At 65.8% G+C, this 20625-nt stretch carries 20 protein-coding genes; 6 read left to right on the top strand and 14 right to left on the bottom strand.

Annotation, left to right across the window (positions count from 1 at the left end; all coding sequences use genetic code 11):
* Positions 1 to 199: 199 nt before the first annotated feature.
* The 3 genes from ACQR07_RS08830 to ACQR07_RS08820 are packed head-to-tail and all read right to left on the bottom strand — an operon-like array spanning position 200 to position 3015.
* Positions 200 to 1420 carry an ABC transporter substrate-binding protein gene (locus ACQR07_RS08830; RefSeq protein WP_434901928.1) on the bottom strand — a complete coding sequence of 407 codons (1221 nt, stop codon included), beginning with the start codon at positions 1418 to 1420 and terminating at the stop codon, positions 200 to 202.
* A 42-nt stretch (positions 1421 to 1462) separates the two neighbouring features.
* Positions 1463 to 1786, bottom strand: a complete 324-nt coding sequence (locus tag ACQR07_RS08825) for a 2Fe-2S iron-sulfur cluster-binding protein (RefSeq protein ID WP_434901927.1) — start codon at positions 1784 to 1786, stop codon at positions 1463 to 1465.
* Positions 1787 to 1794: 8 nt separating this feature from the next.
* Complete coding sequence (locus tag ACQR07_RS08820; protein ID WP_434901926.1) at positions 1795 to 3015, bottom strand: cytochrome P450; 1221 nt, start codon at positions 3013 to 3015, stop codon at positions 1795 to 1797.
* A 59-nt stretch (positions 3016 to 3074) separates the two neighbouring features.
* On the opposite strand from ACQR07_RS08820, the gene ACQR07_RS08815 reads away from it, so the two are divergent.
* From ACQR07_RS08815 to atzF, 3 genes are all read left to right on the top strand, one after another.
* On the top strand, positions 3075 to 3581 hold the full coding sequence (locus ACQR07_RS08815) for a MarR family winged helix-turn-helix transcriptional regulator (RefSeq protein WP_434901925.1): 507 nt from the start codon (positions 3075 to 3077) through the stop codon (positions 3579 to 3581).
* Between the two features lie 324 nt (positions 3582 to 3905).
* A complete protein-coding gene (locus tag ACQR07_RS08810; protein ID WP_434901924.1) occupies positions 3906 to 4448 on the top strand; it encodes a DUF805 domain-containing protein in 543 nt (180 codons plus the stop codon).
* 257 nt (positions 4449 to 4705) lie between these two features.
* Positions 4706 to 6496: an allophanate hydrolase gene (gene atzF, locus ACQR07_RS08805; protein ID WP_434901923.1), complete on the top strand. Its 1791-nt coding sequence runs from the start codon at positions 4706 to 4708 to the stop codon at positions 6494 to 6496.
* Between the two features lie 166 nt (positions 6497 to 6662).
* On the opposite strand, the gene ACQR07_RS08800 is transcribed toward atzF, so the two are convergent.
* The 9 genes from ACQR07_RS08800 to ACQR07_RS08760 all read right to left on the bottom strand — a co-directional run bounded on the left by ACQR07_RS08800 (position 6663) and on the right by ACQR07_RS08760 (position 16482).
* Complete coding sequence (locus ACQR07_RS08800) at positions 6663 to 7394, bottom strand: GntR family transcriptional regulator (RefSeq protein WP_434901922.1); 732 nt, start codon at positions 7392 to 7394, stop codon at positions 6663 to 6665.
* A 2-nt stretch (positions 7395 to 7396) separates the two neighbouring features.
* A complete protein-coding gene (gene hpxZ / locus ACQR07_RS08795; protein WP_434901921.1) occupies positions 7397 to 7789 on the bottom strand; it encodes an oxalurate catabolism protein HpxZ in 393 nt (130 codons plus the stop codon).
* The gene (locus tag ACQR07_RS08790; protein ID WP_434901920.1) at positions 7770 to 9170 is read right to left on the bottom strand and encodes an AtzE family amidohydrolase; all 1401 of its coding nucleotides are present in this window, start codon (positions 9168 to 9170) and stop codon (positions 7770 to 7772) included. Before ACQR07_RS08790 ends, hpxZ begins: the two co-directional genes overlap by 20 nt.
* 10 nt (positions 9171 to 9180) lie before the next feature.
* A complete protein-coding gene (locus ACQR07_RS08785) occupies positions 9181 to 9372 on the bottom strand; it encodes a DUF4089 domain-containing protein (protein ID WP_434901919.1) in 192 nt (63 codons plus the stop codon).
* 23 nt (positions 9373 to 9395) lie between these two features.
* Positions 9396 to 11192 (bottom strand): dipeptide ABC transporter ATP-binding protein, encoded by a 1797-nt coding sequence (locus tag ACQR07_RS08780; RefSeq protein WP_434901918.1) that lies wholly within the window; start codon positions 11190 to 11192, stop codon positions 9396 to 9398.
* Positions 11193 to 11330: 138 nt separating this feature from the next.
* A complete protein-coding gene (locus ACQR07_RS08775) occupies positions 11331 to 12233 on the bottom strand; it encodes an ABC transporter permease (protein WP_434901917.1) in 903 nt (300 codons plus the stop codon).
* A complete protein-coding gene (locus ACQR07_RS08770; protein ID WP_434901916.1) occupies positions 12230 to 13243 on the bottom strand; it encodes an ABC transporter permease in 1014 nt (337 codons plus the stop codon). Before ACQR07_RS08770 ends, ACQR07_RS08775 begins: the two co-directional genes overlap by 4 nt.
* 130 nt (positions 13244 to 13373) lie before the next feature.
* Positions 13374 to 14996 (bottom strand): ABC transporter substrate-binding protein, encoded by a 1623-nt coding sequence (locus ACQR07_RS08765; protein WP_434901915.1) that lies wholly within the window; start codon positions 14994 to 14996, stop codon positions 13374 to 13376.
* Between the two features lie 196 nt (positions 14997 to 15192).
* Entirely contained in the window at positions 15193 to 16482 is a 1290-nt protein-coding gene (locus ACQR07_RS08760) for a caspase family protein (protein ID WP_434901914.1), read from the bottom strand.
* Positions 16483 to 16679: 197 nt separating this feature from the next.
* Between ACQR07_RS08760 and ACQR07_RS08755 the strand changes: the two genes are divergently transcribed.
* The 3 genes from ACQR07_RS08755 to ACQR07_RS08745 all read left to right on the top strand — a co-directional run bounded on the left by ACQR07_RS08755 (position 16680) and on the right by ACQR07_RS08745 (position 18287).
* A complete protein-coding gene (locus ACQR07_RS08755) occupies positions 16680 to 17282 on the top strand; it encodes a hypothetical protein (protein ID WP_434901913.1) in 603 nt (200 codons plus the stop codon).
* Positions 17283 to 17420: 138 nt separating this feature from the next.
* Complete coding sequence (locus tag ACQR07_RS08750; protein WP_434901912.1) at positions 17421 to 17792, top strand: hypothetical protein; 372 nt, start codon at positions 17421 to 17423, stop codon at positions 17790 to 17792.
* Between the two features lie 18 nt (positions 17793 to 17810).
* Positions 17811 to 18287 carry a hypothetical protein gene (locus ACQR07_RS08745; RefSeq protein WP_434901911.1) on the top strand — a complete coding sequence of 159 codons (477 nt, stop codon included), beginning with the start codon at positions 17811 to 17813 and terminating at the stop codon, positions 18285 to 18287.
* A 10-nt stretch (positions 18288 to 18297) separates the two neighbouring features.
* Here the strand turns inward: ACQR07_RS08745 and ACQR07_RS08740 are convergent, their stop codons facing one another.
* Entirely contained in the window at positions 18298 to 19251 is a 954-nt protein-coding gene (locus ACQR07_RS08740) for an aminoglycoside phosphotransferase family protein (RefSeq protein ID WP_434901910.1), read from the bottom strand.
* A complete protein-coding gene (ugpB, locus tag ACQR07_RS08735) occupies positions 19251 to 20570 on the bottom strand; it encodes a sn-glycerol-3-phosphate ABC transporter substrate-binding protein UgpB (protein WP_434902272.1) in 1320 nt (439 codons plus the stop codon). Before ugpB ends, ACQR07_RS08740 begins: the two co-directional genes overlap by 1 nt.
* Positions 20571 to 20625: the final 55 nt, after the last annotated feature.

Genomic DNA, 20625 nt, shown 5'->3' with positions numbered 1-20625 from the left:
TAACGGATGCTGCAGCACAGCAGAGCTGGGCCGCATCGGGTGCGCACAATGTGATGAGAAAAGCCGCTTCCGCGGGTTCGTCATGGCCGGGCTTGTCCCGGCCATCCACGTCGGCCGGCGTCCGCCGCAAGACGTAGATGCCCGGGACAAGCCCGGGCATGACGAGAGACTAACTGGCATAGGGTCCCGGAGCAGCGGGCTATTTGACCAGCGTGCACCCACCATCCGCCATCGGCCGGAACGCCTGCTCCGCCGGGATCGTCGAGACCAGGCGGTAGTAGTCGTAGGGGTACTTCGACTCGTCAGGCTTCTTGACCTCGAACAGATACATCGGATGCACCACGCGGCCGTCGGTACGGATCGTGACGTCACCGAACAGTTTGTCCTTACCCTTGAACGTCTTCATCTGCGGAACGACGTCCTTGGCATCATCGCTCGCGGTCGCCGCGACCGCGTTGAGATAAGCGAGGGTGGATGCGTAGACGCCGGCCTGGTTGCCGCTCGGCATCTTGCCGTTCATGCCGGGACGGGCTGCGAAGCGCTTGGCGAAGGCGCGGGTGTCATCGTCCATGTCCCAGTAAAACGCTTCGAGCAGTTGCAGGCCCTGTGCGGCCTTCAGGCCCATGCCGTGGATGTCGTTGATGAACAGCAGGAACGCGACCAGCGACTGGCCGCCCTGCTGGATGCCGAACTCGGCGGCCTGCTTCACCGCATTGATGGTATCGCCGCCGGCATTGGCGAGGCCGATCACCTTCGCCTTGGAGCCCTGCGCCTGCAGCAGGAAGGACGCGAAATCCGCGGTGCCGAGCGGATGCTTGGCCGACCCGAGCACCTTGCCGCCGTGCTTCTCGATGTAGTTGGTGGCCTCCGCCTCGATGCCCTGGCCGAGCGCGTAGTTGACCGTGATGAAGTACCAATCCTTGCCGCCGCGGCCCATCATCGCGGCTGCGGTGGTGTTACCGGTTGCCCAGGCGTCGTTGACCCATTGAATGGTGTTCGGCGAGCAGGCCTTGCCGGTGAGATCCGAGCTCGCGGTCGAAGACGCCAGGAACGTCATGCGGCTGTTGCGCAACAGCTCGTTGACGGTGAGGCCGACGGCCGAATTGGGCACGTCGACGACGGCGTCGACCTTGTCGACATCGAGCCATTTGCGCGTGATCGCCGAACCGACATCGGCCTTGTTCTGGTGATCAGCGTAGACGATCTCGACCTTGATGCCTTTGCCGCCGCCGTTGAAATCCTCCGCCGCCATGCGCGCGGCCTCGACCGAGCCCATGCCATTGGTGTCCTGGAAGATGCCGGAGATGTCGTTGAGCACGCCGACGCGCACGACATTGTCCGAGATCTCTCCGGCGGAAGCGCCGGCCGCGAGTCCAAGCGACGTCACCAGCGCCAAGGCGCATCTGTTGAGCTGTTTCATGAATTCCCTCCCCGTGTGTTTCTTGTTTTGTTGTTGAAAGACTCAGCTCTGCCGGTCCGGAATCCGGATCACGAGCCCGGCGAGCGCCGGCTGCACCTTGATCTGGCACGACAGCCGGCTGTTCGGCAGCCGCTCGGCGGCGGTGCCGTCCAGCAGCGCATCCTCGTCGTCGGAGACCGGACCGAGCTTCGCCGTCCAGGCGTCGTCGACATAGACGTGGCAGGTGGCGCAGACCGCGTTGCCGCCGCATTCGGCGACGATGCCGTCGACGCCATGCGTCAGCGCCGCCAGCATGACGCTGTCGCCGTCCGCGGCCTCCACGGTCTCACTGCGGTTGTCGGGATGAATGAAGGTGATCGTCGTCATGGGGTCGCTCAGGCTGGAGTGAAGGTGACCGGCAGGCTTTCCAGCCCGCGCAGCGTGTTGTTGTAGCGGCGCACCGGCTTGCCGCTCATCGTGATGCTCGCGACCTTGCGCGCCAGCGCGGTCAGCACCGCCTCGCCTTCGAGCCGTGCGACGAGCTGGCCGACGCACATGTGGATGCCCGAACCAAAGCCGACATGGCCGGAGACCTTGCGCGTGACGTCGTAGTTGTCCGGCTGCTCCCAGCGGCGCGGATCGCGATTGGCGGCGCCTAAGAACATCAGCACCTTCTCGCCTTCCGGGATGGTGACGCCGCCGAGCTCGACGTCAACAGTGGTCGTGCGGAAGAAGGTCTGCACCGGGCTCTCGAACCGCACCGCCTCCTCGAAGGCGTTGCGCGCCAGCGATGGATCGGCGCGCAGCCGCTGCCACTGATCGGGGAAGCGCGCCAGGCAGTACACCGCCGCGCCGATGCCGTAGACCGTCGTGTCGAGCCCGGCCGAGAGCAGCGAGCGCACCAGCAAGGGCGCCTCGGCCGGCGTGATCTCGCCGCTGTCGCTGAAGGCATGGATGCAGGCGCCGAAGCCGCCGGGCGTGAGATTGTCGCGCTGGCATTGTTCCGTGACATAGGCCTGATGCGGCGCGGAGCGCTCGATTGCCTGCTGGCGCAAGTCGTTCGGCGGCCCGAACGCATTGAACACCAGGCTCGCATAGGGAATGAGATGGTCGCGACCTTCGGGCTTCAGTCCGAGCGCATCGGGGAACACCGACAGCGGATAGGCCTCGGCAAGATCAGGGATGGCGTCGAACGAGCCGCGCGCCAGAAGCTCATCGACCTTGGCCTCGGCCGCGGCCATGAAGCCGTCGCGCAGCCGCTTCATGACAGCCGGTGACAGCACCTTGCTCAGCACCGCGCGCGTCCGCGTATGCGCCGGCGGGTCGGCCTCGAGGATAATGCTCGCCGGCCGCCACGGCGTCTCCTTGGCGAAGTCGCTCAGGCCCACGCCGCGGCTGGAGCAGAAGGTCTGGGGATCGTTGAAGACGGCGTAGACCTCGGCGTAGCGGGCGACGCCGTAGACCTTCCACTGATCGAGATAGACGACGGGGCCGGCCTCGCGCATCTCCCGGTGCGCCGGATAGGGATCGTCGAAGAAGGCGAGCGAGAACGGATCGATGCCGAGATGCGGGATTGCGGCCGCGACAGCGCTGGCGGAAAGACCTGTTGGGTTCATGCTGACCTCCCGAAGTTTGGCCTTGTCATGCGGCTTTTCGTATCCCTATGACTGGTGACATGAGCGAGAAACAGGGGACGCCGCGCAAGGCGCGGCCGCGCGAGACTGAGGGGCACGGCCTCACGCTCGATCTCGACCGCTATGTGCCGGCCTTCATCACCTTCATCGCCAACAAGCTGTCGAACAGCGCCACCGCGTTCTACCAGCGCAATTTCGCCGTCAACGTCACGGAATGGCGGATCATGTCGCTGCTGGCGATCGAGCCCGGCATTCCGGCCTCGCGCATCTGCAGTGTGATCGGTTTCGACAAGGGACCGGTGAGCCGCACCCTGGCCCTGATGAAGAGCCGCGGCCTGATCGCGATCCGCAACGATCCGCAGGACGGCCGCAGCCACTCGATCTCGCTCACCGCGAAAGGCCGTGCGACCCATGACAAGGTCATCATTGCCGCATTGGAGCGCGAGCGGCGGCTGCTGGCGTGCCTCGACAAGGACGAGCAGGAGGTCCTGATCGCGCTGCTCCGCCGCATCCACGACAATCTCGACACCGTCACCGGCGCAAGCTGAATCTCGTCGATCAACCCCGTCAAGCGGTGGTCGACCGGCCCGGCTCGGCGGTATGTTCGCGCGCACGCAAGCGGTCGCGCCTGCGTCAAGCAGGCTGCGCATGGCGTCTCCGTCCCTTGTTCGAGGCACGGCTCTGCCGCGCCCTCACCTTCACGGCCGATCGTTCCACATAATAGTTGCTTTGGCAACGATAGAATTCATCGGATTCGACTGCTGCCGTGCAATGCCTCGACTTTTATGGATCTGCGAAGCCGGCCGGAAATGTCGCGCTGCTATGGATTGACGGGGCGATGTCGCGCCGCGGCGCGGAAGGGATGCGGCGGAATGTTGGGGTTCATCTTCGGTTTCAATCTCCGCCTCGGGCGGCTGCACTATTTCCTCGCCTCGATCGGCCTCGTCATCGTCACGCTCGCTCTCACCTTCGTCGTGGCCTTCGGCCTCGCGGCCGCGTTTCAGCACACGTCGGCGTTGGCGATTACCGGGCCGGTCTTGGTGATGATCGGCCTGTTCCTGATCGCGAACCTGATGCTGCAGGCGATGCGCTTCCGCGACATCGGCTGGGATCCTGTCTGCGTGATCCCGGCCTGGATTGCCGTCATGGCGCTGGACTACGTCATCGCCACCCGGTTTCCGGACTATGCAGCGACGTCGTCGCACGCCGGCACGTGGCCCGGGGCGCTGATCAATCTCGGCTTGACCGTCGCATTGCTGTTCTTTCCCAGCAGCGCCGGCGATACGTCGTCATCGGGCGGAACTCGCATCAGCCGGACGCCGGCTCCCGCCCGAAACTCACGCGGCCCCGTCTCGGCCAGCGAGACACGGCTGGCGCGCATCACCGGCAGCGCTGCCGGGCGGCGCGGCTACTGATAGCACGCCGCGGAGCAGCAGGGTGATCGACTGATCAAAACATAGGCAAACCGCCTGCTTTGCAGGACGCGCCGAGCCATCTCCGGCGTAGCCAGGCCTCTAAACCGCTGAAAGGGAAGGTTTTTCCAAAGCAGCCTTGCTGCATGCAATGTACACAATGGCACGCCGCTTGCTACCATCTCAGCCTGATCGGCGGTGCGGGAGCATAGGAAGATGGCAAGCCAGACCTCAGGCGCAATCCACACGCGAGGCGCCGCGTGACCGAGACCATCGCCGAGATCGTTGCCGCGCATCGCGCCGGCCTGATGACGCCGAAGGACACGGTCGCGCGTACGTTCGATCGTATCCGCGCGCACGATGATCCGGCCATCTTCATCAGCCTCCGCGATGAGAAGGCCGCGCTCGCTGAGGCAGAGGCCCTTGCGGACAAGGACGCCGCGGCGCTGCCGCTCTACGGCGTGCCGGTCGCGGTCAAGGACAACATCGACGTCGCCGGCCTGCCAACCACGGCGGCCTGCCCCGCTTTCGCCTACACGCCTGCGCGCGATGCCACGGCGGTGGCGCGGCTGCGCGCGGCCGGCGCGATCATCGTCGGCAAGACCAATCTCGACCAGTTCGCCACCGGCCTGGTCGGCGTGCGCTCGCCCTATGGTATTCCCAGAAATCCGGTCCGCGCCGATCTCGTGCCCGGCGGATCCAGCTCCGGCTCCGCGGTCGCGGTCTCGGCAGGACTGGTGCCGCTGTCGCTCGGGACCGACACCGCGGGCTCCGGCCGCGTGCCGGCGATGCTCAACAACATCGTCGGCCTGAAGCCGAGCCTCGGCATGATCTCGACCGCTGGGCTGGTGCCGGCCTGCCGCACGCTCGACTGCATCTCGGTGTTCTCGCTCACGGTCGACGATGCGGTCACGGCGCTCTCGGTGATGGCCGCGCCCGATCCGCTCGACCCGTTCTCGCGCGACCGGCCGGTGGCGGCCGTGACCGCCTTTCCAAAGGGCGTGAAGCTCGGCATTCCCCGTCCTGGGCAATTGATCTTCTACGGCGGCAAGACCGCAGAAGCCGCCTACGGCGCGGCGGTCGCGCGGTTCGCAGCGCTCGGCGCCGAGCTCGTGGAATTCGACCTCGAGCCGTTCTACGAGACCGCACGGCTGCTCTATGAGGGACCCTGGGTGGCCGAGCGCTATCTCGTGATCCGCGATCTCTTGGCCTCCGATCCCGACGCGATCCATCCGGTCACGCGCGAGATCACCATCGGCGGCGCGCGCGGCAGCGCGGCCGAGACGTTCGCGGCGCTGTATCGCCTGCAGGCGCTACGCAAGGTGGCCGAGCGCACCTTCGCCGATGTCGATGCGCTGGTGCTGCCGACGGCGCCGACCGCCTACACGACCGCGGAGGTGCTCGCCGATCCGATCCTGCTCAACAGCCGGCTCGGCACCTACACCAACTTCGTCAACCTGCTCGACCTGTGCGGACTGGCGGTGCCGGCCGCGATGCGCGGTGACGGCATTCCATTCGGCATCACGCTGCTGGCACCTGCCGGGCACGATGCGGCGCTCGCGAGCCTCGGCCGCGCGTTCCATGCCGACACCGCGCTGCCGGTCGGCGCGAAATCGATCCCGCTTCCGCCGCTCGCGCCCGTGTCATCGTCGTTGCATGGCGACGAGATCGCGATCGTCGTCGTCGGTGCGCATCTCTCCGGCATGGCGCTCAACCACGAGCTGACCAGCCTCGGCGGCCGCCTGCTCGAAGCGGCGAACACCGCGCCCGACTACAAGCTCTATGCGCTCTCGACCACGCCGCCCAAGCCCGGCATGCTCAGGATCGAGCCGGGGCAAGGCACCGCCATGGCGGTCGAGCTCTGGGCCTTGTCGGCGGCGAGCTTCGGCAAGTTCGTCAACCTGATTCCGCCGCCGCTCTCGATCGGTACCATCAGGCTTAGCGACGGCCGCACCGCCAAGGGCTTCCTCGTCGAGCCCGCAGCGCTCGACGGCGCCCGCGACATCTCGGAGTTCGGCGGCTGGCGCGCGTATATGGCGCGGAAGAGCTGATCGGCGATGAAGACGTAGGGTGGGCAAAGCGGCCGCCGAAAGGCGGCAGCGTGCCCACCGGCTGTCAGCGAATCTGGCGTGAGATGGTGGGCACGGCGCCACAGCTGTCTTGCGCGGTGAAAGAGCACGGCAGCGCCTTTGCCCACCCTACCGCTCGAACGACCACCTACACCGACACCGCGTAGATCTCGTATTCGCCGCGAACCAGCTCGATGTGGGCGCGCATCGCGTTCGCCGCGCCGGCCTTGTCGCCGCGCAGGATGGCGACGACGACGCGGTCGTGCTCGGCATGCGACTTGGCGAGGCGGCCGAGATTGCGGAACTGGGCGCGGCGGAACGGCTGCACGCGGACCCGCGTCGCCAGGGTGATCTCGGCGATATAGGCATTGTGCGCGCCGGCATAGATCGCGTTGTGGAAGCGCTCGTTCACCTCGTGGAAGCGCTCGGGATTGCCGGCGTGGCTGAGATTGCGCAGCTCCTCGTGGATGGCCTCAAGCCGCTGCCGCTCGACCGGCGTCATGCGTTGCGCCGCGAGCCCCGCGCACAGGCCTTCGAGCTCCGCCATGGCCTCGAACATGCCGGTGAGCCGGTCGATCGACGGACGCGCCACCACGGCGCCGCGATGCGCGCGCGCCTCGATCAGTCCTGAGGCTGCGAGCTGGCGCAGCGCCTCGCGCACCGGCGTCCGCGATACGTTGAAGCGCTTGGCGATCTCGGTCTCGTCCAGCGGCGCGCCGGGCGCCAATGCGCCGCGCACGATATCGTCGGCGAGTTGCAGGCGCAGCTCCTCCGCGCGGGTGATCTTGGCGACCGCAGGCGGCGCACGATCGGTGCGCGGCAGAGCGGAATCGCGAACGAGCCGCGGCTGCGTGCGCGGCGGAAGATCGTCCAGGCTCATGATCAGCCGCCTTTTGCTTCGTCGATGATGCTGACATGGGCGGCTACGATCCGCCATCCCTCGGGAAACCGGATCCAGGTCTGCATCTGCCGCCCGACCTTGCCGGGCGCGGTGTCGCGATAGAACAAGGTCGAGGCGACGGCGGTGTCGCGGCCGTAGGTCGAGATCACCGTGCGCGCCGTGCGCCGCATCAGGCCGGCCGGCGAACGTGCGGCGCGAAACGCCGCAATCTCGCCATAACCGTAGAGGTTCTCGCCGATGCCATAGCGCAGCGTGCGGGAGTCCTGTCGGAACAGTTGGTCGAGCACGGCGACATCGTTGCTGACCAGCGCCTGTTCATAGAGCTGGAACTGGGCGGTGACTTCAGCAACGACGTCAGGCAGATCGACTTCCATTCTCCAGAACTCCTCTCGGGGCCGGCGCGGCGGCGACACCAAGCTGTTGCAAGGCGTGGGCCACACGCAATGCGATATGTTCGCACCAGGGTGCCGCGATGATCTGCACGCCGATGGGCATGGGCTCGAGCGGAATCGGCACCGCAACGACCGGCAGCCCGATGAACGAGATCGGCTGGGTATGAATGCCGATGTTCGCGCGCACCGGCAGCTCGACGCCGTCGAGCACGAAGGTCGCCTGCCCGAGCTTCGGCGCAATACAGGGCGTCGCGGGCGCGATCAGCACGTCCACGGATTTGAAGATGTCGAGCATCTGCGCGCGATACCAGCGCCGGAATTTCTGCGCGCGATCGACCATCGGTGCGGGAATCATTGCGCCTGCGATCAGGCGATCGCGCACCGCGGGATCGAAATCGTTGGGCAGCGTGCGCAGGCGGTCGAGATGCAGCGAGGCGCCTTCCGTGGTGCTGATGACGTAGGCGGCCGCGCGGGCGCGCGCAGCTTCGGGCACCTCGACGACATCCGTCGCCTTCAGCGCCGTGGCCACACGGCTGACCGCCTCAGTCGCTTCAGGAAACAGATGCTTCTGAAAATGGCCGCCCGCGAGGGCGATGCGCAGATCGCCGAGCCCCTGCGAGAGCAGGCCAGAGACCGGCTCCGGCGCGCGCGCCGTGCAGGCTGCGTCATCCGGATCGGGCCCCTGCATCGCATCGTAAGCAAGCGCGAGATCCTCGACCGAGCGCGCGAACGGACCGAGGTGATCGAGGCTCGCCACGAACGGAAAGGAGCGCGCGCGCGACAGCCGGCCATAGGTCGGCTTCAGCCCGAAGATGCCACAGAACGATGACGGCACGCGGATCGAGCCGTTGGTGTCGGAGCCGAGCGCGATCGGCACCAGGCCGCCGCCGACGGCGCTGCCCGATCCGCCTGACGAGCCGCCGCTCATCCGCGTCGGATCGTGCGGATTGCGCGACGGGCCGTCGTGAACGTTCTCGCCGGTGAAGTCATAGGCGTATTCGCCCATGTTGAGCGCGCCGACGAGCACGGCACCAGCGGCGTCCATTCGCTCGATCAGTGTCGCGTCACGCGCCGCCGCCGGACGGTCGCGGTTGATCTTGGAGCCGGCCCGGGTCGGCAATCCCGCGACATCGAACAGGTTCTTGACCGCATAGGGCACGCCGGCGAGCGGGCCAACGGGTTTGCCCGCCGCGATCGCCACGTCGACCTCGCGCGCCTTGGCGCGGGCGCGCTCGGCGGTGACGTCGGTGAAGGCATTCAGCACGCCGTTGCGCCGTGCGATGCAGGCAAGCGCAGCTTCGGTCGCTTCCACGGCGGAAAGCTTGCCGGCCTTCACCGCGGCAGCGATGGCAATTGCGGACATCTCGGTCGAATCAAGCGGTGAAGACACTGGCGGGCTCGGTTTCATCAGGCAGGGAGAATTCGTCGACCAGCTTCGCCATGCGCAGCGAGACCTCGAGATTGGCCCGGATCGCCGGCCGCCAGGCGTCCTCGATCGGCAGCGCGAGAGCGCGTCCGACCGCGTCGATGTAGTCGTCCCAAGAACCGTCCGAAGCTTCGGCCATCAGCCTCTCCCTCAAACTCGCATTCAATGCGCCGGCAGCGGCGGGTGCGGAATCGCCGTCAGCAGCTCGCGCGTATAGGCGTCCTGCGGATCACCTAGCACACGCTCGGACGTGCCTTGCTCGACGATTCGGCCCGACCGCATCACGATCACACGATCGCACAACAACCGCACCACATTCAAATCATGCGAGACGAACAGATAGCTCATGCCCAGCTGCTGCTTGAGGTCCTGCAGCAGATTGAGCACGACCGCCTGCACGGAGACGTCGAGCGCCGCAGTCGGCTCGTCGAGGATGACGAGCTTTGGGTGCAGCGCAATGGCGCGGGCGATGCCGACGCGCGCTTTCTGGCCGCCCGACAATTGGTGCGGAAACCGGTCGAGCAGGTTGAGCGGCAGGCCGACCATCGTCGCGAGCTCCTCGCAGCGCGCACGGAGCGCATTGCGCCCCTTGATCTCGCCGAGCTGCAGGATCGGATCGGCGATGGCCCGCGCTGCGGTGAAGCGCGGGTTGAGGCTGTCGGTTGGATCCTGGAACACCATCTGGATGTGGCTGCGCAGCGGCAGCCGCGCAAACGCCTGCGGCAGGATGTTGCCGATCTCCTCGCCATCGAAGCTGATACGGCCGGACGTCTGGTCGAGCAGCCGCATCACCATCATCGACGTGGTCGACTTGCCGCAACCGGACTCGCCGACCAGGCCGACGCTCTCGCCATGACCGACGGTGAAGCTGATGCCGTCGACGGCGCGGAACATCTCAGGCTCGATCGCCGGCTTGCGGCCGAACAGTTTTGACAACGTCGCCGAGGCGCCCTGGCGCGGATATTCCTTGACGAGCTTGTCGACGAGGAGGAGCGGGCGCGACGTCCCCGATTTCCGCTCGTCACCCCCGGGCTCGACCCGGGGGTCCATCACCTTGAACGACTCTTGCGAAGCGAGATGGATGGCCGGGTCAAGCCCGGCCATGACGGAGGGTGCGTGAGACGACGCTGACGTCTCCTCCTCCGGCAGCAGCTCCCGCAAGGAGACACCGAGCCGCGGCGTGGCCCGCATCAGCTTGCGTGTGTAGGGATGCTGCGGGTTGGCGAAGATGTCGGCGGCCTTGGCGGTCTCGACCACCCGGCCCTTTTCCATCACCACAACGCGGTCGCAATAGGCGGCGGCGAGACCGAGATCATGCGTGATCAGGATCGTCGACATGCCGCGGCTCTTGGTCAGCTCGACGACGAGATCCATCACCGCCTTCTGCGTCGTGACGTCGAGACCCGTGGTCGGCTCGTCGGCGATCAGGAGCTGCGGATTGCACGCGAGCGCCAGCGCGATGACCACACGCTGGCACATGCCGCCCGACAATTCGAACGGATAGGCGTGATAGCGCTCCCGCGGGCGCGCGATCTTGACCTGCTCCAGCGCGGCGATCGCCTTCTCGGCGCGATCGCTGGCAGCCGCCTGGGCGTGCTGCTTCAGCACGTCCTCGATCTGCTGGCCCACCTTGCGGATCGGATTCAGCGCCGCGCGCGGGTTCTGGAAGATCATCGAGATCTCGCGCCCGCGCAGATCGCGCATCGCGCTCTCGTCGGCCGATTTGACGTCGACGCCGGAGAACATCACCGAGCCCTCGGCGATGCGGCCGGCCCGGTCGAGAATGCGCATGACGGCGTAGGACGTCACCGATTTGCCCGAGCCGGACTCGCCGACGATCGCGAGCGTCTCGCCCTTCGCCACGGAGATGTCGACATGCTGCACCGCCTTGACGATGCCGCGGCGGGTGGAGAATTCGACCGTGAGATCGCGAACGTCGAGCAGCGGCTGGGCGGTCATCGATGCCTCCACTTTTCCCGCTCGTCGTGCGCGGGCCTGACCCGCGCATCCATCAAGCCAAGGAAGGGCTGTCTGAAGGGATGGATTGCCGGGTCAAGCCCGGCAATGACGGAGTGTGGGTGTGGCGCGCCCATCGCCTCACGTCCTGCGCTGCGGATCGACAATGTCACGCAGGCCGTCGCCGAGCAGGTTGAAGCAGAACACCGCGATCATCAGCGCGACGCCGGGAAACAGCGCGATCCACCATTCGCCCGACACCATGAACGACGCGCCCTCGGCGACCATGATGCCCCATTCGGCCGTTGGCGGCCGCACGCCGAGGCCGATGAAGGACAGGCCGGCAGCATTGAGAATCGCATAGCCCATCGTCAGCGACATCTGCACGATCATGATCGGCATGATGTTCGGCAGGATGTGGCCGAGCAGGATGCGCATTTCGCTGTTGCCCGACAGCCGCGCCGCCTGCACGAAGCCGGCATTGCGGCGGACATTGGCCTCCGCGCGCGCGACGCGGGCGTAGAGCGGAAAGTTCACGATCGCTGTGGCGATGATGATGTTCTGCACGGTGTTGCCGAGCGCGGCGACGATGCCCATCGCCAGCACGAACAGCGGAAACGCCATGATCGTATCGGCGACGCGGCCGACGATGCGGTCGGTCCAGCCGCCGAAGAAGCCGGCGGCGACGCCGGCGAGGCCGCCCATGAAGAACACCAGCGCCACTGAGGCAACGGCGATGAACGTATCCAGCCGGCTCGCGACCACGACACGGCTGAAGATGTCGCGGCCGAGCTGGTCGGTGCCGAACCAGTGCGCAGCCGAGGGCGGCTTCAACGCCGCGGCGGTGTCGCTGGTTAGCGGATCATAGGGCACGATCCACGGCCCGAAGATCGCTGCGAACAGGATCACGACGAGAAGCCCGAAGGCAAAGCCGGTGACCTTGTTCTCGGCGAGCACATAGCGCGTGTGCCCGATCAGGGCCATGACCCCGGATGTGCGGGCCGATATGGCCGCGGGTTCGATTGTCGGCGCGACAGTGCTCATCCTTCCAGCCTCACTCGGGGATCGATGACGCCATAGAGAATGTCGATGATGAGGTTCAGGACCACGTACATGATCGCCATGGTCAGCACGAAGCCCTGCACCGGCGCGAAGTCGGAGGCGATCAGCGCCTCCACCGCATAGGAGCCGATGCCCGGCCAGGCGAACACCTTCTCCACCAGCACGTTTGCGCCGAGCAGGAAGGAGAACACCATCGACAGCGTGGTGATGACCGGCAGCATCGCATTACGGAACGCGTAGGTGACCGTGACGGTCGACGGCGACAGGCCGGAGGCGCGCGCGGTGCGCACGAACTCCGACGACAGCACCGACAGCATTGAGGCCCGGGTCATGCGTGCGATCGGAGCGAGTGAGAAGATCGCAAGCGTTGCGGCCGGCAGGATCAGCTGGCTGAGCGCTGAGCGGAACGCTTCGCCATCACGCGCGATCAACGTGTCGATCAAGTAGAAGCCGGTGATGGTTGGCGGTGCGCTGTAGAACACGTCGAGACGGCCGAGCGGCGCCGGCGACCAGCCGAGCTGGAAGTAGAACACATACACGAGCACGAGCCCGGTGAAGAACACCGGCAGTGAGACACCGGCTGTGGTGACGACGCGGCAGGTATGGTCAATCCATGAGCCCGGCCGGGTCGCCGCAAGCACACCGAGCGGCAGCGCGATGGCGACAGAGACCAGCAGGCCGAGCAGAGTGAGCTCGGCGGAAGCGGGTAAGCGGTTGCGGATCTCGGTCGCGACCGGCTGGCCCGTCGTCAGCGAGCTGCCGAGATCGCCATGGGCGAGATCAACCGTGTAGCGGAAGAACTGCTCGACCAGTGGCTTGTCGAAGCCGAGCTTCTTGCGGATCTGTTCGACGGCTTCCTTGGTCGCGGCAGGACCGGCGAAATAGGCGGCGGGGTCACCGGGCAAAGCGCGGGTGAGCAGGAAGGTGACAATTACCACGCCGATCAGCGAGGGGATGGCAAAAGCGAGGCGCTTTGCGATGAGGCCGATCATGCGCGGCGCTCCGCTCGGAGCGCAGGCGAATAGTGATTGGCGAATAGCGAGTAGCGGCCTCCCGGCCTGGATCCTCGACGAGCCTTCACCATTCCCTACTCCCTATTCGCCACTCGCCATTCGCCACCTCTCACCCCTTCACCAGCGCGCGATAGTCGAGCCGGCGATGGAACCAGTACTGATAGCCGGAGATGTTCTTCTGCATCGCAACGTTAACGAACGGCTGGTACAGCGGGATGCGCGGCACCTCGGCGAAGGCGAGGTCGACGAAGCCCTTCACGTCGGCATCATAGGCCGCCTTGTCGCCGGTGGCGGCGGCGTCGCGCGCGCCGTTGATGAGCTTGTCCATCTCGGGCGACTTGTAGCTCATCGTGTTGAACACGGAATTGTTGCCGTGGTAGCACCAGTAGAAGAAGTACTCGGGATAATCGAGCCAGCCCGAGAAGATGTTGGTGAAGAGCGGCATCTCCTTCTTGTTCAGCTCGGTGCGCCAATTGGCGCCGGGCACCTTGTTGATCGTGGTCTTGATGCCGAGCTGGGCGAGGCTCTCCTGCACCAGCACGCACAAGGGCTCGTTCACCTGCGCAAAATTGAGATCGAACGAGATCGTCGTCTCGAAGCCGTTGGCATAGCCGGCCTCGGCCAGCAACGCCCTCGCCTTCTCCATGTCGGTGACGTATTTCGTCGGCTGCGGCCAGGCGACGTCGGTCGCCTTGTCGGGCGCGGCGCCGAACATCGGATTGGCGAGCCCGAACATGACAGCGTCGATGATCTTCTGGTACGGCATCGCATAGGCGAGCGCCTGCCTGACCTTGGGATTGTCGAACGGCGGCTTGGTCACGTTCATGCCGATGTACTGGATGCCGTTGGAGATCGGCAGCGAGATCACGGTGTGCTTGCCGTTCGACTTCATCTCCTGGAAGTCCTTGTTCGGCAGCTCATAGGAGATATCGGCATCGCCGCGCTCGAGCAGCGCACGGCGGTTGCCGGCCTGCGGCACCATGCGCCAGATCACGCGCTTGATCTTCGGCAGCGGACCGCACACCCAGTCGTCATTGCGTTCCATGATCACTTCGGTGCCGGCGGTCCATTTCGTCACCTTGTAGGCGCCGGAGCCCGCCGTCTGCTGCTTGGTGTATTCGAGGCCCCACGGGTCCTTGTCAGTGGCGTTTTTCTTGACAAGTTCGGAGTTAACGATGCAGGGCACGATGACGGCGAGATCGGGAATCGTCAGCCGGTCCTTCCTGAGGAAGTCGACGCGCACCGTATAGTCATCGACGATGACGAACTGCTCGGGCTTGGTCAGCGAGCCCGCGCTCATCTGGAAAGTCGGGAAACCGCCGACGCTGACCGCACGATCGAGCGACCACTTCACGTCCTTGGCGGTGACCGGCGTGCCATCGTGGAATTTGGCGTTCTTGCGCAGCTTGAAGGTGGCCGACATGTCGCCGATCGTCATGTCCTCGGCGAGCTCTGGCTTGAACTTGTCGCGGTCGTAATACGGCACGCCGCCGGGACCGCTCTTCATCTCGTGGCCGATCAGCCGGTCGTAGCAGTTCCAGGAGACCTCGTAGCCCGGCACGTTGGTGCCGATGCCATGGATGTCCAGATTGTTCGGCCCGCCCTCGGACACGATGAGCAACGTCTCGGACCGTGCATCGGCCTTGGCGGAGGACATCACCGCCGGCGCCATCGGCAGCGCGGCACCCGCGGCAAGACCAGACACCGACTTCAGAAAATCGCGACGCTTCATCAAATGCTCCCACGGAGTACGACCGGCGGGAGTAGATTTCGCAAGCTTCGTGCCAAGCCGGCGGAAAAGACAAACTATTGAATAAATTAGACTTTTCGACGAGTTGGCAAGCGCGCCTCAAGCCCATTGCATACAAAAATCAAGTTTTGACTATGTTGTAGGCACCCGGAGAAGGCTGCCCGGATGGGCGGCATGGCTACTGGCAGTAGTCCTCGTTGTTGATGCGCTGGCAACGCGGGCCGGCCGCGATCCTCTGACGCGCGCATCCCTCCTTGGCGTCGATCTTTTTCAAGGCCCGGAGTGCGGCCATGGTCGGCCGGTACCAGAGATAGTGTTCGTCGGTCAGCAGCGAGGCCCGTCTCAGACCCCCGACCGTCGATGGATCGAACGATCCGCTCAGCGGTCCACTGAGACAGCCGAGCCGGGTCAGTTCGTCCTGAAGCCGGGCAATCAGCTCACGCCCTTCGAAGCTCGGCCCTGCGCTGTCCAGCACCACGGCTTCGCGCAATCGGGACGCCAAAGCGCGCGCCTCGGCGGCTTCGGGCGCGTCTGGAAATAGTGAGGCGACCAGATCGAACGCCTCGGGCGTTCGGACCTGGCGAGCTCTCGCCAGCACCTCGGCGGCATTCGAGGCGTCCGGCGGCTTGCGATCGACCGCTGCGGCCCGGCGCTGCTCCAGGATCTTGCGGGCGCGCGCGGCCTCCTCGCTGTCGGGAAAGCGGTCGGCCAGCAGTTCGAACAGCGCAAGGTTGTCAGTCTCGGTCGCAGCCGCGAGAAGCTGGGTAGCCTGGCTTGGCGGCGGCGCCGGTGGCACGAAGTAGAAGTCCGTCTCGATCGACGTGGATTCCCACGGGATCTGCTGCTCGGCTGTCGCCAGCCGGACCTGGCGGCGGACGCTCTTGAACACGTCCTCCAGCTTCTCGCCGGGTGCGCTCATCGCCTGCGCCAACGCCAGCGTATAGGGGCTGTGGCCGTTGTCGCCGTCGAAAGCCGCCTTGCCGGAGCCGGTGGCGGACGCGATGAAGGCGCCATAGACCGCGCCCATCGGGGCCAGCCCGAGCAGCCCGTTGGCCGTCGACGCCCCCGCGGGAAACGGATTGTCGCGACACGCATCGAGGATCAGGATGTTGACGCGGTTGCCGGCCGATGACAGCCGGTCCGCAATGCGCTTGACGCTCACGGCGTGGCCGGCGAGATCCGCCTTGCGCTTGATGTCGGCGTCGACAGGGACAAGGTAGTTCAGCCCGTCGCTCTCCAGACCATGTCCGGCATAGTAGAACACCGATACGACGTCGGGGCCGCGCTGCTTGATGACCTGCGCGAAAGCCTCGACATCCTCGCCCATCGCCTTCAGGTCGCGATTGGTCTTCAGCGTCACCTCGAAGCCAAGCTGCCGAAGCCGTTCCGCGATCAGGTCGGCGTCCTTGCCGGGATTTTCCAGCGGCCGCAGCCGCGCGTAGTTGGCATTGCCGACGACGAGCGCCACGCGTGGCGCTGACGCAGGTACCATCTTCCTCTGAGCCTCGGCCGCGATAGCTGGCGCGATCCCGTGCAAGATGAGCCCGAGCGCGAGTGCCGCGATGGACCAGACTGAATGGCGGAAAAATCCTGTTCGCATGTCGGCATTATATCGAAGCCGCGACAGCCGGCCACCATTCATCGAATTGACGGCAGACAGCACGTATGATCCGCTTCATGGCCTCCATTGCACAGCGCCTGATGCCGCGACCTTATTTCATATTGCTGATGAGTTTCCTGCTGTGGAGCGCTCCGGCGACGGCCGAGGTTCTGAGCGGCCGCGAATTCCAGAACCTGCTGGCGGGCGGGCCCGAGGGCACCACCATCGTCTTTCGCGGCGGAACGGACAAACTGTACTTCTCGCCCACATTGAAGAACAGGCTGCGCGCGAGCCCTGAACTGGGACCCGATTTCATCAAGCAGAAGATCCTGCGCAGCACCGTCGCCGAAGGCGTCTTCGTCAGCGCATCGATCGAGAACGGCAAGCCGCGCACGATCACCGGCATTGCCGGGATCGCCGCCGACAGCGACAGCGGACACGGCATTCTGACGTTGCTGCAGACCTTTCCCGACGACACCAGTCTCAAGGCGTTCGAGAAGCGCGACCGGCTGTATGCGGTGCTGATCGTCGAAGACGCGCCGGGGGGCGTTGTGTGTCGCAGATCACAGTGGGAGAGGCTATTTTCGCTCAAGGGAGAGCCAAAGATGACGACGGTGCCCTGCGACTTCCTCGTCGGCAACGCGATCATGCCATCGACGGCTCCGTGAGGGGCGCACCAAGGGGGGGACGGTATGACGAAAGCAAACGCTCGGAGCGCGCCCGTCGCGCGGCGATCTCGATTTTGGCCGCTGATGGCCATGCTGGCGTTGTTCACCCTGCTCGGATCTGTGCCGACACGACCAGCCATGGCGTCGGCCGTTCTGAATGCTGCGGCGAGCACTGCCGCGGGCGGGCTCGAGATGTGCAGAAGCAGGACGGGCAAGGACCTCTACAACTGTGTCGCCGACGTGATCGATCGGATGGCTTCCAACATCGGCGCGGCCAACGTTCCGGAGACGCAACGCGCGTTGCAGACGGCCGCAGCCGGATTGCGCGCGGCCAGCTCCAAGGCGCAAGCCATCTCGGCGATCTCGCGCTGCCAGTCGGTGATATCGGGATACCTGAAGCAGGTCCGCGCGGCCGGCGGCCGCTACGTCACCGGACTGGGCGACACGGGCCTGACCTCCATCTCCAGCGTGCTGTCGCGCGCGATCCAACTGGTCCAGAGCAAGGGCTGACGCAGCAGCGAGACAAGCATGTCTATCAAGGAAAGATCGCACCGCCTGACCGTGATGGCGATGGTCCTCGCCGTGCTGGGACTGGGCCTGCTCGCCGGCACGCCGGCGCGCGCCGATGCCGGCATGGCGGCTGCCGCGGTGACCGCGAATGGCGGTCTTGCGGGCTGCGCCACCAACAGTGGCAAGGCGCTGTATGACTGCGTTGCCAACGTCCTGGACAAGCTCAGCAACGAGATCACCGCGCCGGGCGTGCCGGAGACGCGCCGCGCCCTCAGCAATGCCGCCGCAAAGCTGCGGGTAGCCACGACCAAGGCGCAGGCCTTGTCCGCCGTCTCGCAGTGCCGGGCGCTGGTTGCGGGCGCGCTGGCCAAGGTTCGCGCGCTCGGTGGCGGCTACGTGTCCGGCTGGGGCGGCGGCGCCGGAGGCGGATCGGGCCTCGCCGCCGTGGCCGACGTGCTCGCGCGCGCCGCCAAGCTGATCCAAACCAAGGGCTGAGCCGCGCCGCTCAATCGGGCCAGATCAGCGCCTGCAGCTCATCGAAGTCGCGTACCTTGGACGCCCAATCCGGGATGCAGATGTGCCGGAGCGGATCGCTGTGCTGGTGCAACAGCATCAGCACGAGCAGCCGTCGCTTGAGCTGCCAGGTGATGCCCGCCGGCGGGACGCCATAGCCTTCGAACAGGGCGCGCACGCGTCCCGGACGGCCGGCGGCCATGAAGGCGCTCGGTCCCAGCAGGTCGTATTCGCCGAACCCGGTCATGACGTCGCCGAAGTCGAACAGCCCGCTCACGCGCCAGCCCTGGCTGCCGCCTGCGATCAGGAAGTTCTCCGGAATGTATTCGCCGGTCAGGATGACCGGCTGCGGATCACGCGGCAGCAGCGCGGTCGCTTCCCGCAAGAGATCATCGAGTTGCGCCAGCAGCGGCGACGGCAGCCCGAGCCGCTGATGGCGATTGCGACAGCCCGCGACTTGCGCCCGCAGGAAGTCCGACCAGCTCGGGCCAAGCTCCATCAGCTGCCCGGGCGGGACTCGCTGGACGTCGGCGATCACGCGGCCGACCTGCCGGAGCAAATGCTGCTTGTCCGGCTCTGCCAGAAGCGGCCAGACGTCGGATGCAGGAACGCCGTCGAGCCGTGTCATGATCAGATAGGACCAGCCGTCGCGCTCGCCCTCGTGCAGCAATTCGGGCGTGGCAACGTCGGCCAGGCGCCTGAAAATCAGGCGCAGCGACGCCCGCTCGGACAGGAATTGTCGGCGAAGAAAGGCTGGGAAGATCTTCAGGATCGCACCCTCGCCGAGCGTCGCGACCAGATTGGTGCCCGCCGCAAATGGCACGAGCGGCGCTGCGCCATAGCTATGCGATCTGACGATGTCACGCGCCGCCGGCAGCCAACGCGCCGCATCGGCACGCAGGCGCCGCAACTGCTCGGCATCCGCGACGCGAGGCAATCCCACCATCAACGGTCCGGGCTCGCGCGCTCGAACTGGCGCAGCAGGCGGTTGCCGCGCTCGACGGCCGCATTGAGAGCGGCTTGGGCTGGCTTGCGGCCGCTGAAGGCCTGCTCCATCTCGTCCTCGATGGCGTCGCGGATCAGCACGAACGAGCCGAGCCGCAGGCCGCGTGAATTCTGCGTCGGCGGATGCAGCGTCACCTGCTCGATGGAGATCGCCGCTCCGGGGTTGCGGTCGTAGAAGCCTTGCGTCCGGGTCAGATCGAACGCCGCCTGGGTGATCGGCAGATAGCCCGTGTTCTGATGCCATGCGGCCTGGATGTCCGGCCGCGACAGATAGGCGAAGAACTTGGCAACGCCCTTGTATTCTGCGGCCGGTCGGTCGCGCAGCACCCACAGCGTCGCGCCGCCGATGATCGAATTCTGCGGCGCGCCCGCGACATCAGGCCAGTACGGCATCATGCCGTAGCCGATTTCGAACTTGGAGTTCGCCTTGATGTCGGCGCGGGTCGCCGACGAGCCGATGAAGATGCCGCACTCGCCCTTCTGGAAGCGCGGCTCGGCCGCCTGGCCGCGCCCGCCATAGTCGAAGACCTTGCTCTTCTGCCACTCCGCGAGCTGCGCGATGTGCCGCGTCACCTGGGGATTGTTGAAGCTCAGGGCGGCGTCCAGTCCGGCAAAACCGTTGTCGCGCGTCGCGATCGGCAGATTGTGGTACGCAGAGAAGTTCTCGATGTTGATCCATGACGGCCACGACGTCGTGAAGCCGCACACCATGCCGTGCTCACGCAACCGCTTGGCCATCTTGCCGAGTTCTGACCAGGTCTTCGGTGGCGTCTCGGGGTCGAGCCCTGCCGCGCGGAACTGATCCTTGTTGTAATACAGGATGGGCGTCGATGCATTGAACGGGAAGGACAGCATGTTGCCGTCGGCATCGGCATAATAACCGGTCACGGCCGGAAGATAGGCTGACGGCGAGAATGCCTCCTGCTCGTCACGCATCAGCTCGAATACGGGATAGATCGCGCCCTTTGCCGCGGTCATCGTGGCTGTCGCGATCTCGTTCACCTGCACGATCGCAGGCTGGCTCCGCGAGCGAAATGCGAAGATTGCAGCCGTGACGGTCTCCGTATACGTGCCCTTGTAGGTCGGCACGATGTGATAGTCGCTTTGCGAGCCGTTGAAGTCGGCGGCGAGCTTGTCCAGCTGCTTGCCAAGCTGGCCGGACATGGCGTGCCACCACATGATCTCGGTTGCGGCGTGCGCGGAGACCGTGCCGAGGCCGCTGCAGAGAAACAGGCCGATCCATACAACACGCCTGACCAACGTCACCGAAGCCAACTCCAAATCATGTCGTGCGACGTCAAGCACTGGCAGGTCA

The sequence above is a fragment of the Bradyrhizobium sp. HKCCYLS20291 genome (genome assembly GCF_051167715.1).
Lineage (GTDB): Bacteria > Pseudomonadota > Alphaproteobacteria > Rhizobiales > Xanthobacteraceae > Bradyrhizobium.
The sequence above is the reverse complement of the archived record's forward strand: the minus strand, read 5'-3'. Positions and strand labels throughout refer to the sequence as shown.

Coding starts and splice junctions, on each gene's coding strand:
- ACQR07_RS08830 (WP_434901928.1), bottom strand. CDS start 1,420: ATGAAACAGCTCAACAGATGCGCCTTGGCGCTGGTGACGTCGCTTGGA.
- ACQR07_RS08825 (WP_434901927.1), bottom strand. CDS start 1,786: ATGACGACGATCACCTTCATTCATCCCGACAACCGCAGTGAGACCGTG.
- ACQR07_RS08820 (WP_434901926.1), bottom strand. CDS start 3,015: ATGAACCCAACAGGTCTTTCCGCCAGCGCTGTCGCGGCCGCAATCCCG.
- ACQR07_RS08815 (WP_434901925.1), top strand. CDS start 3,075: ATGAGCGAGAAACAGGGGACGCCGCGCAAGGCGCGGCCGCGCGAGACT.
- ACQR07_RS08810 (WP_434901924.1), top strand. CDS start 3,906: ATGTTGGGGTTCATCTTCGGTTTCAATCTCCGCCTCGGGCGGCTGCAC.
- ACQR07_RS08800 (WP_434901922.1), bottom strand. CDS start 7,394: ATGAGCCTGGACGATCTTCCGCCGCGCACGCAGCCGCGGCTCGTTCGC.
- hpxZ (WP_434901921.1), bottom strand. CDS start 7,789: ATGGAAGTCGATCTGCCTGACGTCGTTGCTGAAGTCACCGCCCAGTTC.
- ACQR07_RS08790 (WP_434901920.1), bottom strand. CDS start 9,170: ATGTCCGCAATTGCCATCGCTGCCGCGGTGAAGGCCGGCAAGCTTTCC.
- ACQR07_RS08785 (WP_434901919.1), bottom strand. CDS start 9,372: ATGGCCGAAGCTTCGGACGGTTCTTGGGACGACTACATCGACGCGGTC.
- ACQR07_RS08780 (WP_434901918.1), bottom strand. CDS start 11,192: ATGACCGCCCAGCCGCTGCTCGACGTTCGCGATCTCACGGTCGAATTC.
- ACQR07_RS08775 (WP_434901917.1), bottom strand. CDS start 12,233: ATGAGCACTGTCGCGCCGACAATCGAACCCGCGGCCATATCGGCCCGC.
- ACQR07_RS08770 (WP_434901916.1), bottom strand. CDS start 13,243: ATGATCGGCCTCATCGCAAAGCGCCTCGCTTTTGCCATCCCCTCGCTG.
- ACQR07_RS08765 (WP_434901915.1), bottom strand. CDS start 14,996: ATGAAGCGTCGCGATTTTCTGAAGTCGGTGTCTGGTCTTGCCGCGGGT.
- ACQR07_RS08755 (WP_434901913.1), top strand. CDS start 16,680: ATGATCCGCTTCATGGCCTCCATTGCACAGCGCCTGATGCCGCGACCT.
- ACQR07_RS08750 (WP_434901912.1), top strand. CDS start 17,421: ATGGCGTCGGCCGTTCTGAATGCTGCGGCGAGCACTGCCGCGGGCGGG.
- ACQR07_RS08745 (WP_434901911.1), top strand. CDS start 17,811: ATGTCTATCAAGGAAAGATCGCACCGCCTGACCGTGATGGCGATGGTC.
- ACQR07_RS08740 (WP_434901910.1), bottom strand. CDS start 19,251: ATGGTGGGATTGCCTCGCGTCGCGGATGCCGAGCAGTTGCGGCGCCTG.